Raw genomic sequence first — 12,936 nt, 5'->3', positions numbered from 1 at the left:
GCCGCCTGAAAGGGAAAAACGAGTGATTCCCTTTTAGTCCCATTGATTGTTCATTGACTACTGTCAGATCTGACAGGGGTAAGCGGTTTTCAGACGGACGGTCTGGTGCGGGATGAGTCTGTTTATTGGGCGCCCGTCTGAGTACTGTTCGCATCTGAGCGCAATCTGGCAGGGTCAGAAGGCGTACGGAATACTCACCTTCGCCCACAACATTTCCCCCTTCGGCCGGTTCTCCACGTCAAATTCCTTGGCCCAGCGAATCTCCGCACTGGCGTACTTGAGAAAGGTGAAGTGCAGTGCCGGCCCGATTGCGAACACCTTGCCGCGCACGCCGTCATCCACATCCTGCCCGGCGAACTGCACGGTGCGGCCGAACTGTTTGTCGTCTGTGGTCTGCTTGAGGTAGTAGCCGTTGATGCCGAGCATCAGGTCGTCGGTAATCTTGTAGCTGGCCGAATAATCGAAGTGAAAGATCTGCCCGGATTTGTAGTCGGTGTCCTTGTTCTTCTCGTTGAAACTGTAGCTGGTCTTCATCGAGACTTCGGTGTTGTCGGTCGGCAGCCAGGTGAAGGAGAACATGGGTTTGTAGGTGTAGAAATTGTTGCTGGTGTTGGCCAGCCGGTCGACGCTGTATTCACCGGTGGGCACAGTGATTTCCAGGGCGGCGCCGAGGGTCAGATGCTTGCCCATGTCCCACAGAATGATCGGTGCGATGGTGGTATCGCCCATGCCTTCACGGGTGTCGCTCAAGCCGAACACCGAGACTTCCTGCTTCAACCACGGCTGGGCGATGTAACCGGCCAGGCGCCCGCCGAACACCCGTACCGGGCTTAAATAATCGAGACGCGGAATCACCGCGGTGGATTCGATTTCGACATTCTGCACTTTGCCGCCCAGTGAACTGATGTTGAGTCGGGTCGACTTGTAATGGTTGTAGTAGAGGTTGAACGCGACCATGTTCTGCGCAAGGCTGTCGACCTCCAGCGGCAGCATGAAGAAGCCATCGGTGCCCGGGCCGATGTTGTCGACGCCGGCTTCGGTGGCGAGCGCCGGCAGGGTCGCGGTGCAGCCCAGCAATGTCAGGGCCAGGCGCAAGGGGGATGTCGCGCGGTTCGGGTACATATCCGTCCTCATTATTATTGTGTTTGGGCGAAACGCCGGCACGCAGGACGCCCGGCACTCTAGAAATAAGCGCTTGGAGCCTGACGGGGCAGGGTATTGGCGGACACGTAGGGGGGCTTCTGCGGACAGTCGATAAACCCTGTGCTAACTTTCTTCGACATAACCGGTAACAAAAATAACAATCAAGCGTAATCCGGAATGTCAGCCGCTCATGAACGTAAAAGTCCAAGACCCGACCTTCGAACTGGCGCTGGTGTCGCCGTTCCTCCTGCAAACCCTGGCTGAAGTCGCGCAAATCAACGGCGTCGAGCCCGAGAGCCTGTGCCGTGGTCTGGGTTTTACCCTCGAAGACCTGCAGGATCCGGCGCAACGGATTTCCTATCGCCAGGCTGTGGCAATGATTCAGCGTGCGCTCAAAGTGCTGCCCAATCAGGGGCTCGGCCTGTGGGTCGGGGCGCAGAACGTGCTTGGCACGCTCGGTTTGCTCGGACATGTGCTATCGCTGTGCAGAACCTTGCGTGATGCGTTTTCCGTAGGGATTCGCCATCAGCACACCTCCGGCGCGATTGTGGTGTCCAGCGTCGATGTGGTGGGTGACCGAGTGCATCTCGATGCCGAATGTCGCTTGCCGTTCGCCGATGTGCAGGTGTTTGCGGTCGAGGAGTTTTTCGCCAGCCTCCTGGTGTACGGTCGGGCGTTGGCCGGGGCGGATTTCAAGCCGATCGCCGTGCAATTTGTCCATGCCGCGCCAGGCTACCTGAGCGAGTACCACCGCCTGCTTGGGCCGGACGTGCGCTTTGGTTGCCTGCACAACCGTATGCTGATCGATGTGCAATGGCTGGACGTCAAGCTGCCCAATCATCATGCGCTGGCGTTGCGTCAGGCGGTGGCCTTGCTGGAGCTTGAAGCCGCGCAGGTGCATCAGAAGCTCGATCTGATTCAGGCCGTGGAGCGGGCGATAGCTCGGGATCTTGCTTGTGGCACTCATATCGAGAAGATTGCCCGCGACCTGAACATGAGCAGCCGCACCTTGCGCCGGCGTTTGACCGAGCATTCGCTGACGTTTGAAGCTTTACAGGAGCAAGTGCGGCAGGCGCGCACCCTGAGTCTGCTGGCCAATCCGGATATGTCTATCGAGCGCATCACCGAAGAGGCCGGTTATAGCGATGTGCGCAGCTTTCGCCGGGCGTTCAAACGCTGGACAGGGATGAGCCCGAGTGCGTGGCGTATTGAGAACGGCCCTTCGTCTCTGAGACAAGACTAGGGTGAGGGTTTTGCGGCATCTGAACCCACACAAATCCTCTGGCCAGGGGTAAACTCCCGCGCACTTTCCCAAGGAGTTCACATGAGTTACTACCAACCGGGCATTCTCGCCACCCCTGTTCCTGCGCAAGCACGTCATCTGTTCTTCGCCCTTGAGTCGGTTGCAGCACTGCCGCAGGCGATCGACAACCTGATGAATCTGGTGGATGGCAAGTCGGTGGTGGTCGGTTTCGGTGAATCCCTGACCAGGGCCCTCAACGTAGAAATCGACGGCCTGCGCAGTTTCCCGGCCATGACCGGCGTCGGCGTGGAAAACCCGTCGACCCAGCACGCGCTGTGGGTCTGGCTGCACGGTGTCGACCGTGGTGAACTGCTCAATCGTTGCAATGCTTTTGAAGCCGCTCTGGCGCCGGCCTTGTGTCTGGTAGAGGCCCAGGAAGCCTTCCGCCACAAGGAAGGTCATGACCTGACGGGCTACGAAGACGGTACTGAAAACCCGCACGATGAAGCGGCTATTGCCGCTGCGTTGCTAGCAGAGGGCGCTGAAGGTCTGGTTGGTGGCAGCTTCGCGGCGATCCAGCAGTGGCAGCATGACCTCAAGGGTTTTCACACATTGTCCGCCGAAGACAAGGACAACATCATGGGCCGTCGCTTGAGCGACAACGAAGAAATCGACGACGCACCCATTTCCGCCCACGTCAAACGCACGGCGCAGGAAAGCTTCGCCCCTGAGGCGTTTGTCGTGCGTCGCTCGATGCCGTGGATCGAGGGTCATCGCGCCGGTTTGATGTTCCTCGCGTTCGGTTTTTCGCTGGATGCCTTCGAAGCGCAACTGCGCCGCATGAGCGGTCTGGAAGATGGCATCACCGATGGTCTGTATCGCATCAGCCGGCCGATCACCGGCGGCTACTACTGGTGCCCGCCGCTCAAGGACGGGCGCCTCGATCTGCGTGCCTTGCGTATCGGCTGATCGTCAAGACACAGGGAGGCAACAATGGACGTGGTGCGTTGGGGCATGATCGGTTGTGGCAGCGTCGCCGAGCGCAAGAGCGGGCCGGCCTTTTACAAGGCTCCCGGTTCGGCGCTGGTGGCGGTGATGGGACGACGTCTTGAGGCGGTGAGCGATTACGCCGCGCGCCACGGCATCGAACGGGTCTACACCGATGTCGATGCGCTGATCAACGATCCCGAGGTGGACGCGGTGTACATCGCCACGCCTCCCGACAGTCACCACGCCTACAGCCTGAAAGTCGCTGCCGCCGGTAAACATGGCTGCGTGGAAAAACCCATGTCGCTCAATGCCGGGCAAAGCCGTGAGATGCAGCAGGCGTTTGCCGACGCCGGGTTGCACCTGTTCGTTTCCTACTATCGGCGTTCGTTGCCGCGCTTTGCGCAAGTGCGGCAATGGCTGGAGCAGGGGCGTATCGGCGCGGTGCGGCACCTGAGCTGGACACTGACCAAAGCGCCGTCCTCCGCAGACCTGGATGGGCGTCACAACTGGCGTACGGATCCGGCGGTCGCCGGTGGCGGTTACTTCGCCGATCTGGCCAGCCATGGCATTGACCTGTTCCAGTATTTGCTCGGCGACATCATTGATGTCGCTGGTTTCACCGCGCATCAGGCCGGGTTGTACGCGGCGGAAGATGCGGTCAGCGCCAGTTGGCGCTTCGCCAGCGGAGCGTTGGGCATGGGGTGCTGGAGCTTTGTTGCCGATCGGCGCGAGGATCGGGTCGAGATCATCGGCAGCCAGGGGCGAATCAGCTTTTCGGTGTTTGATGAACATCCCGTTCAATTGCATACCGATCAAACCGTCAGCCTGGACATCCCCCATCACGAACACATCCAATGGCACCACGTCTTGGGCATGAACGCCCACATTCGCGGTGATTCGCAACACCCGGCGATGGCCGAACAGGCCCTGAAAACCGACTGGGTCATGGACCAGATCCTCAAGCGTCAATGACCTCTCAAGCGACACACCATCCCCTGTAGGAGCAAGCCCGCTCCCACAAGGGGGTTGTGGGGGCGGGTTATTGTGCGGCGGTCATGGACGGGCGGCAGCCGTGGAAAATATCCAGCCCCGGCTGATACAGCGAGGTCTTCACCCCGAACAACCCCAGCACCGAATGAAACAGGTTGTCATGGCTCAGATCCGCCTGGCCGGTCTTGCCTTGCAGGCAGCCCCGGTCGATGCCTTCGCTGGCCAAGGTGTTGTTGCCAAACCACATCACCATCGGCACATGGGTCTGTGCCTCGGGTGCCAGTGCATAAGGCGCTGCATGCAGATACAACCCGTTTTCCCCCAACGATTCCCCGTGATCAGAGACGTAAACCATCGATGTATCCAGTGCATCCTGATTGCGCTTGAGCAACTCGATCACCTTGGCCAGGAAATGGTCGGTGTAGAGGATGGTGTTGTCGTAGACGTTCACCAGCTCATCACGGCTGCAACTGCCCAATTGGTTGGTGTGGCAGATTGGTTTGAAACGCTCCATGTCCTTCGGATAGCGCTCGTAGTATTCCGGGCCATGGCTGCCATCGGCATGCAGAACAATGATCGCGTGGCCCTTGAGGCTGTCGATGTAGCTTTGCAGATCGGCCAGCAAGGCTTCGTCGAGGCAGTTGTTGCCGTCACAGAACGGTCCCGGCTGGTTCTTCGAAATATCGCGATGCGGTACGCGCAGGCAGGTGCCTTTGCAGTCGCTGTTGTTGTCCAGCCACAGCACTTGCACGCCGGCGCGCTGGAGGATGTCCAGCAGGCCTTCGTAGGTTTTGCCTTTCTTGTCGCTGTAATCCTCGCGGGGGAACATCGAGAACATGCACGGCACCGACACCGCTGTCGACGTGCCGCAGGAATGCACCTGGGTGAAGTTGAGGATGTCCAGTTTGCTCAGCTCTGGATTGGTCTCACGCTCATAACCGTTCAACGAAAAGTGATCGGCGCGGGCGGTTTCACCGACCACGAACACCATCAGCGATTTCTTCTCGCGGCTGGCAGCCTTGGCGCTCATCACTGCGTCTTCGCCGACAGCCTGCACCACGAAGTGCTTTTTGATGCCCAGGCGTTGCTTGGTGTATTTGCTGATCGCGTAGATGTAGTTGGTCGGGTTGATGAAGTGGGTGAGTTTGTCTTCTTCGCGAAAGATCGGCGCGTAGGTCGAATAGAACGTGCCCACCGAGGCCGCGATCACCAGCACGCAGGCGATGATCACCAGAATCTTGTTCAGCAGGCCGCGAAAGAACGGTCGATAGCTCACCGGCCAACGCCAGATCAGCGCCGCCGGCAGTACGCCGAGCACTAGCACATAGGCCATCAGCTTGCCGCTCAACAGCGCGGTGGCTTCACCGGGGTTGGTTTCGAACACGTTCTGGATCATCACCGTGTCGATGGTGATCCCGTATTCGTTCATGAAATACGCGGCGCAAGCCGAGAGCAGGGCGACCACGGTCAGCACCGGTTTCAGCGTCCAGCGGAACGACACCAGGGTCAGCAGCAGGGTGATTGCGGACCATAAAAACAGCCCGAAAGAGGCGAAAAATGCCAGTTTGTACGCGCCTTGCAGGGTGATCAGTGTGCCCAGCGCCTTCCAGGTCGCCAGGTTGTACAACGCCACCAGCGCCAGGGAAACAGCAACACCAGTCGCGTAGAAGTGATGGACGGTGAACGCAGTCCGTTGCCCAAAGCCATGTCAAACCTTCCTCTACATGAATAGAAAACACACGCAGTAACGTGTGTAACTGTAGAAGAACATTAGTAAAAAAATCGTAAACATCCTGTCACATGTTTCACATTTTTCTGTCGCGACACCCACCTGACTGATGGTGCTTGTCAGGAAAATCCTACAGGAGTACAAATGTACTCCATGACCAATCTGACTCCCCGCCGCACCGCCATCCTGACCTTTATCCGCGAACGCATCGCCGAACACGGTCAGCCCCCAAGCCTCGCTGAAATCAGCGAGGCTTTTGGTTTTGCCTCCCGTAGCGTGGCGCGCAAGCATGTGCTGGCGCTCACCGAAGCCGGGTTTATCGAGGTCAACCCGCATCAGGCCCGGGGCATTCGCTTGCTCGGGCAACCGGCGCGCCCGGAGTGGCTCGATATCCCGGTGCTTGGTCGTGTGGCCGCCGGTGCGCCGATTGGCGCCGATGCCGAGATTCATAGCCGCTTGATGCTCGACCCGGCGCTGTTCTCTCGCACACCGGATTACATGCTGCGGGTGCAGGGCGACTCAATGATCGAAGACGGCATTCTCGACGGTGATCTGGTCGGCGTGCGACGCCATCCCGAGGCGCTGAATGGCCAGATCGTCGTGGCGCGCCTCGACGGTGAAGTCACCATCAAACGCTTCGAACGTGTCGGCGATGGGGTGCGGTTGTTGCCGCGCAACCCGGCGTACCGGCCGATTGTCGTGGGCGATGATCAGGATCTGGCCATCGAAGGGGTGTTCTGCGGTCTGGTGAGGCAAGGCTGATGGGCGCCGTCATTGCGCTGGATACGCTGTTCAATGGCGGCCAGGTCTGGAAGGGCCGGCCTGCGCCACCGGCCGCCAGTCCGCAACCCACCGGGCATGCGGCACTGGATGCGGCGCTGCCCAGCGGTGGCTGGCCGGAAGCCGCGTTGAGCGAAATCCTGTTGGCCGGCCCCGGTGTCGGCGAACTGCAACTGGTCTGGCCGACATTGGCGCGGTTATCGGCGGCAGGTGAACGCATCGTGCTGGTTGCACCGCCCTTCGTGCCGTACCCCCAGGCGTGGGAAAACGCCGGGGTCGATCTTCGCCAGTTGTCGGTCATTCAGGCCAGTGAGCGCGATGCCTTGTGGGCGGCGGAGCAATGCCTGCGTTCAGGCAGTTGTGGTGCGGTGCTGTGCTGGCCGCACAAGGCGGATGACCGCGCGTTGCGGCGTTTGCAGGTGGCGGCGGAAACGGGCCAGACCCTGGCATTTGCGTGGCGGCCGTTGAGCGAAGCGATCAACCCTTCGCCCGCTGCCTTACGGATTGCCATCGACGCCAAACCCGCGCAATTACGTATCCTCAAGTGCCGTGGCGGACTGGCGCGCCCGGCACCGATTGCTTTTGCCGTGGGGCACTGAGGCCGTCATGCGCTGGGTGTGTATTGTGTTTGCGCAATTGGCGTTGGACGCGGTGCTGCGTCAGCGTCCCGATCCCGACGAGCCATTGGTGCTGCTCAGCGGTCCGGCCCAGCGCCGGGTGCTGCAAGCGGTCAACCCGGCGGCGCGCCAACTCGGGCTGCGGCCCGGTCAGTCAATGACCGCCGCGCAAGCCTTGAGCAAGGGCTTTGCCACGGCGGATTATGATGTTGCCGACGTCGAGCACTGGCAGCAGTTTCTGGCCGCATGGGCCTACCGTTTCAGTGCGCAAGTCAGCGTGCATTACCCGCGTACTGTGGTGTTCGAGATCGAGTCGAGCCTGGGCCTGTTCGGGTCCTGGGCGCAGTTCGAGGCGCGATTGCGCAAGGAACTGACGGATCTGGGTTTTCGTCACCGTATCGTCGCCGCGCCAAACCCGGTGGCGGCGCGGGTGTTGGCCAATGCTTATGACGGCCTGGTGGTACCGGACGACGAAGCCTTGCAGCATCACCTTGGGCAATTGCCCGTCGATCGCGTTGGCTTGGAGCCGGCTGTAGCCACGGCGTTGTCGCGTATGGGCCTGCGCAACCTCAGTCAGGTGCAAAGCTTGCCGCGTCAGGCGCTGGCCCGGCGTTTCGAGGCGCAAATGCTCAAGCACCTCGACACCTTGTCCGGCGCACGTCCACTCGCGCTGGCGTTCTACCTGCCACCGGACCGTTTCGATGTACGTATTGAACTCAATTTCGACGTGCAATCCCATCAGGCGCTGCTGTTCCCGTTACGACGTCTGACCGCTGACCTGTCGGCATTCCTTTGTGGACGCGACAGCGGCGTGCAGCGGTTCGATTTGCATCTTGAACACGCCGGGTTGCCGGACACAGTGATCAAAGTCGGCTTGCTCGGCGCCGAGCGCGATCCGGCGATGCTCTTCGAACTGGCCCGTGGGCGACTGGAACAAGTGCAGGTCGAAGCGCCGGTACGCGGTTTTCGTTTGCGCGCCGAAGATCTGCCGAGTTTTGTGCCGCAATGTCAGGAACTGTTCGACGACCGCCCACAGCAGACCTTGCCCTGGGAGCAATTGCGCGAACGTCTGCGCGCACGACTGGGCGATGATGCGGTGCAAGGGCTGCGCTTTCAGGCCGATCACCGGCCCGAATGCGCCTGGCAGAACGGCGTCGACAAACAACGCTGTGCAGGTTTGCCCAGTGTCTATCGTCCGGGCTGGTTGCTGGGCGAACCGCAGAGCGTGCCGCAAGGTTCGGCGCGGATTCTCATGGGCCCGGAGCGTATCGAGTCAGGCTGGTGGGACGGTGACGATGTGCGCCGCGACTATTACCTGATCCAGAACCGCGCCGGTCAGCAAGGCTGGGCTTATCGAACCGTGGGCGAGGGTGGGCCGTTGTGGCTGCAAGGCTGGTTTGCATGAGCGATGGTTATGCCGAATTGCACTGCCTGTCGAACTTCAGTTTCCAGCGTGGTGCGTCCAGTGCGCTGGAACTGTTCCAGCGGGCGAAACAACACGGCTATCAGGCACTGGCGATCACCGACGAATGCACGCTGGCCGCAATTGTGCGTGCCTGGCAAGCGGCGAAATCCGTTGAACTGCCGCTGATCATCGGCAGTGAAGTGCGCATCGACAACGGCCCGAAACTGGTCCTGCTGGTGGAGAACCTCGAGGGTTATCAGGCGTTGTGCGGTTTGATCACCCGTGCCCGGCGGCGCACGCAGAAAGGCCAGTACCAGGTGCTGCGCGAGGATTTCAGCCAAGCGCTGCCCGGGTTGCTGGTGTTGTGGGTGCCGGACTCGGTGGATGACAGGGAAGAGGGTCGCTGGTTGAAGCAAACCTTCGGCGAGCGGCTGTGGCTGGCGGTGCAGTTGCACCGCGGGCAGGACGATCAGCGGCGGCTGGCGGCGTTGTCGAGTCTGGCCGCTGAGCTGGGAATCACGCCGGTGGCCAGCGGCGATGTACACATGCACGCCCGTGGCCGGCGCGCCTTGCAGGACACCATGACCGCGATCCGTCATCACGTTCCGGTGGCTGAGGCCGGTTTACGCCTGCACCCCAATGGCGAGCGGCATTTGCGCAGCGTCGAGGTGCTGCGCGAGGTCTACCCGCCGGCCTTGCTGCAGGCCTCGGTGAGCCTGGCCCGACGCTGCACTTTCGACCTGGGCCAGTTGCGTTATCAATACCCCAAGGAACTGGTGCCTGAGGGGTATAGCGCCAGTACCTGGTTGCGTCACCTGACCGAAGAGGGCATCGCCTGGCGCTGGCCGAAAGGGCCACAGCCCAAAGTGCTCAAGCAGATCGACGATGAGCTGGAACTGATCGCCGAACTCGGCTACGAAAGCTACTTCCTCACTGTGCACGACGTGGTGCGCTTCGCCCGCGAGCAAAAAATTCTTTGTCAGGGCCGTGGTTCGGCGGCCAATTCGGCGGTGTGCTTTGCCCTGGGCATTACGGAAATCGACCCGGATCGCACCACGCTGCTGTTCGAACGCTTCATGTCCAGGGAGCGCAACGAGCCGCCGGACATCGACGTCGACTTCGAGCACGAACGCCGTGAAGAAGTCCTGCAATACGTGTTCCGCCGCTACGGCCGACATCGTGCGGCACTGACGGCGGTGGTCAGCACCTATCACGCCGCCGGCGCGGTGCGCGATGTGGCCAAGGCCTTGGGCCTGCCGCCGGATCAGATAAACGCACTGGCCGATTGCTGCGGCCACTGGAGCGATGAAACGCCGCCGCTGGCGCGTTTGCTCGAAGGCGGGTTCGACCCTGACAGCCCGGTGTTGCGCCGGGTGCTGAGCCTGACCGGGCAACTGATCGGTTTCCCCCGGCATCTGTCGCAGCACCCCGGCGGTTTCGTGATTTCCGAACAGCCCCTGGACAGTCTGGTGCCGGTGGAGAACGCGGCGATGGCCGACCGTACGATCATTCAGTGGGACAAGGACGATCTCGACGCGGTCGGGCTGCTCAAGGTCGATATCCTCGCCCTCGGTATGCTCAGTGCGATCCGCCGCTGTTTCGATTTGCTGCGCCGTCATCGCCATCTGGATCTGAGCCTGGCGACGATTCCGCCCGAGGACAAACCCACCTACGACATGATCAGCCGCGCCGACACCATCGGCGTATTCCAGATCGAGTCCCGGGCGCAGATGTCGATGCTGCCACGCCTGAAACCGGCGAAGTTCTACGATCTGGTGATTGAAGTGGCTATCGTCCGGCCGGGGCCGATCCAGGGTGGAATGGTGCATCCGTACCTGCGCCGCCGAAACAAGGAAGAGGAGGAGACCTACCCGTCGCCGGAACTGGAAGTGGTGCTCAAACGCACTCTTGGCGTACCGCTGTTTCAGGAGCAGGTGATGCAGATCGCCATTGTCGCCGCCGATTACAGCCCCGGTGAAGCCGATCAGTTGCGCCGCTCCATGGCCGCGTGGAAGCGTCATGGTGGGCTGGAGCCACACAAGGAAAGACTCGCCGCCGGCATGAAGAAAAACGGTTACACGCCGGAATTCGCCGCGCAGATTTTCGAGCAGATCAAAGGTTTCGGCAGTTACGGCTTTCCTGAGTCCCACGCTGCCAGTTTCGCCTTGTTGACGTATGCCAGTTGCTGGCTCAAGTGCCACGAACCGGCGGCGTTCGCTTGTGCGCTGATCAACAGTTGGCCGATGGGCTTCTACAGCCCGGACCAGATTCTCCAGGACGCCCGTCGGCATCAGTTGCAGATCCGTGCGGTGGATGTGCGTGCCAGTGACTGGGATTGCAGCCTGGAGCCCATCACTGGCGCACAACCGGCGATTCGCATGGGCCTGCGCATGATCAAGGGGTTTCGCGAGGACGATGCCCGGCGCATCGAAGCCGCAAGAGTGCGTGGGGCGTTCGCCGATGTTGCCGATCTGGGGGAACGGGCCGGGCTCGACAGTCGAGCGCAAGCCTTGCTGGCCGATTCCGGGGCGTTGCGCGGCTTGGCCGGTCATCGGCATCGGGCGCGCTGGGAAGTGGCCGGGGTGCAGAAGCAACTCGGGCTGTTCGCCGGGCTACCGAGTCAGGAAGAGCCCGGCGTGGTGCTGCCCAAACCCAGCGTCGGCGAGGATCTGCACGCCGATTACACGACCGTTGGCACCACATTGGGGCCGCATCCGCTGGCGTTGTTACGAGGCGAGCTGAAGGCGCGGCGTTGCCGCAGTTCGCAGGAGTTGCTCGAAATCGAACACGGGCGCCCGGTCAGCGTTGCCGGGTTGGTGACCGGACGCCAACGACCAGGCACCGCCAGCGGCGTGACGTTTGTGACCCTGGAAGACGAGTTCGGCAACGTCAACGTGGTGGTTTGGCGCGATCTGGCCGAGCGTCAACGCCAGGTACTGGTCGGCTCGCAATTGCTCAAGGTTGATGGCCGCTGGGAGCGCGAGGGCGAAGTGCGCCACCTGATCGCCGGCCGCCTGAGCGACCTGAGCCCGTTGCTCAACGGCATCCGCGTGCAGAGCCGCGACTTCCACTAAACCCCTGATCAACACAAACCCTTTGGGAGCGAGCTTGCACGCGAAAGCAATCTGCCAGCCAGAGAGTATTCATCGGGTACTCCATATACGCGAGCAAGCACGCTCCCACAGTTGTTTTGGTATGCGGGGATTGGCCAATCCATTGGCGTCAAAAAAATCTGTCATCAATGATGGCACTTTGTCATAATGCGGCCCCTTTTCCGCGCCCCATCACGTTACCGTGCCGGGACATACCGTTTTTCAAGAAGGAATATTCAGTGAGAATGATCTCCCGGATGCTGGTCTCAGGCGTTGCAATCGCCGTGCTTGGCACCATCGCCGGCACGCTGGCCGGTTGCGCCACCGAAAGCTCCCGCGCGCTGCCGGTGGCCAAGGTAGAAAGCGCCACTCAAGTCTGGACTGGCGTTCGCGTGCCGATGGCGGTGGGCAAGTTTGATAATCGCTCCAGCTACATGCGCGGGATCTTCTCCGACGGTGTCGACCGTCTCGGCGGTCAGGCCAAGACCATCCTGATCACGCATTTGCAGCAGACCAACCGTTTCTCCGTGCTCGATCGCGACAACATGGGCGAAATCCAGCAGGAAGCCGCGATCAAGGGCCAGGCTCAGCGTCTCAAAGGCGCCGATTATGTGGTCACCGGTGACGTCACCGAATTCGGTCGCAAAGAGATTGGCGACCACCAGTTGTTCGGCATTCTTGGTCGTGGCAAGACCCAGATCGCTTACGCCAAGGTCAACCTCAATATCGTCAACATCAGCACCTCCGAAGTGGTCTATTCGACCCAGGGCGCCGGCGAGTACGCCTTGTCCAACCGCGAAATCATCGGTTTCGGCGGCACCGCTGCTTATGACTCCACCCTCAACGGCAAAGTCCTGGATCTGGCCATGCGCGAGGCGATCAATCGTCTGGTTGATGGCATGAACGCCGGTGCCTGGAAACCGGGCAACTGATTGACGCCCACTGCA

9 protein-coding genes and 1 pseudogene are annotated in these 12,936 nt (G+C 61.0%); 8 read left to right on the top strand and 2 right to left on the bottom strand.

Features of this window, described 5'->3' with window-relative positions; genetic code table 11:
* Positions 1-174: 174 nt before the first annotated feature.
* Positions 175-1,122, bottom strand: coding sequence for a SphA family protein (locus tag AACY18_RS06140; protein WP_339464528.1), 948 nt, complete (start codon positions 1,120-1,122; stop codon positions 175-177).
* A gap of 211 nt (positions 1,123-1,333) precedes the next feature.
* On the opposite strand from AACY18_RS06140, the gene AACY18_RS06135 reads away from it, so the two are divergent.
* The 3 genes from AACY18_RS06135 (at position 1,334) to AACY18_RS06125 (ending at position 4,348) form a co-directional block, all read left to right on the top strand.
* Positions 1,334-2,386 (top strand): AraC family transcriptional regulator, encoded by a 1,053-nt coding sequence (locus AACY18_RS06135; protein ID WP_339464527.1) that lies wholly within the window; start codon positions 1,334-1,336, stop codon positions 2,384-2,386.
* Positions 2,387-2,467: 81 nt separating this feature from the next.
* The gene (locus AACY18_RS06130) at positions 2,468-3,355 is read left to right on the top strand and encodes a Dyp-type peroxidase (protein ID WP_339432902.1); all 888 of its coding nucleotides are present in this window, start codon (positions 2,468-2,470) and stop codon (positions 3,353-3,355) included.
* Between the two features lie 24 nt (positions 3,356-3,379).
* Positions 3,380-4,348, top strand: coding sequence for a Gfo/Idh/MocA family protein (locus AACY18_RS06125; protein ID WP_339432903.1), 969 nt, complete (start codon positions 3,380-3,382; stop codon positions 4,346-4,348).
* 67 nt (positions 4,349-4,415) lie between these two features.
* Here the strand turns inward: AACY18_RS06125 and AACY18_RS06120 are convergent.
* Positions 4,416-6,073 (bottom strand): annotated as a pseudogene (locus tag AACY18_RS06120) (phosphoethanolamine transferase).
* Positions 6,074-6,239: 166 nt separating this feature from the next.
* Between AACY18_RS06120 and lexA the strand changes: the two are divergent.
* The 5 genes from lexA to AACY18_RS06095 all read left to right on the top strand — a co-directional run bounded on the left by lexA (position 6,240) and on the right by AACY18_RS06095 (position 12,921).
* Positions 6,240-6,857 (top strand): transcriptional repressor LexA, encoded by a 618-nt coding sequence (gene lexA, locus AACY18_RS06115; protein ID WP_339432904.1) that lies wholly within the window; start codon positions 6,240-6,242, stop codon positions 6,855-6,857.
* Positions 6,857-7,474 carry a translesion DNA synthesis-associated protein ImuA gene (gene imuA, locus AACY18_RS06110; RefSeq protein WP_221732761.1) on the top strand — a complete coding sequence of 206 codons (618 nt, stop codon included), beginning with the start codon at positions 6,857-6,859 and terminating at the stop codon, positions 7,472-7,474. The genes lexA and imuA overlap by 1 nt, the downstream gene beginning before the upstream one ends.
* 7 nt (positions 7,475-7,481) lie before the next feature.
* Positions 7,482-8,897: a Y-family DNA polymerase gene (locus AACY18_RS06105; RefSeq protein ID WP_339464525.1), complete on the top strand. Its 1,416-nt coding sequence runs from the start codon at positions 7,482-7,484 to the stop codon at positions 8,895-8,897.
* Positions 8,873-11,971: an error-prone DNA polymerase gene (locus AACY18_RS06100; protein ID WP_339432906.1), complete on the top strand. Its 3,099-nt coding sequence runs from the start codon at positions 8,873-8,875 to the stop codon at positions 11,969-11,971. The genes AACY18_RS06105 and AACY18_RS06100 overlap by 25 nt, the downstream gene beginning before the upstream one ends.
* Positions 11,972-12,234: 263 nt before the next feature.
* A complete protein-coding gene (locus tag AACY18_RS06095; RefSeq protein ID WP_221732772.1) occupies positions 12,235-12,921 on the top strand; it encodes a CsgG/HfaB family protein in 687 nt (228 codons plus the stop codon).
* The last annotated feature ends 15 nt before the right edge of the window (positions 12,922-12,936 follow it).

The organism is Pseudomonas sp. EA_65y_Pfl2_P74 (assembly GCF_963970575.1).
GTDB classification, from domain to species: Bacteria; Pseudomonadota; Gammaproteobacteria; order Pseudomonadales; family Pseudomonadaceae; genus Aquipseudomonas; species Aquipseudomonas baetica_A.
The sequence above is the reverse complement of the archived record's forward strand: the minus strand, read 5'-3'. Positions and strand labels throughout refer to the sequence as shown.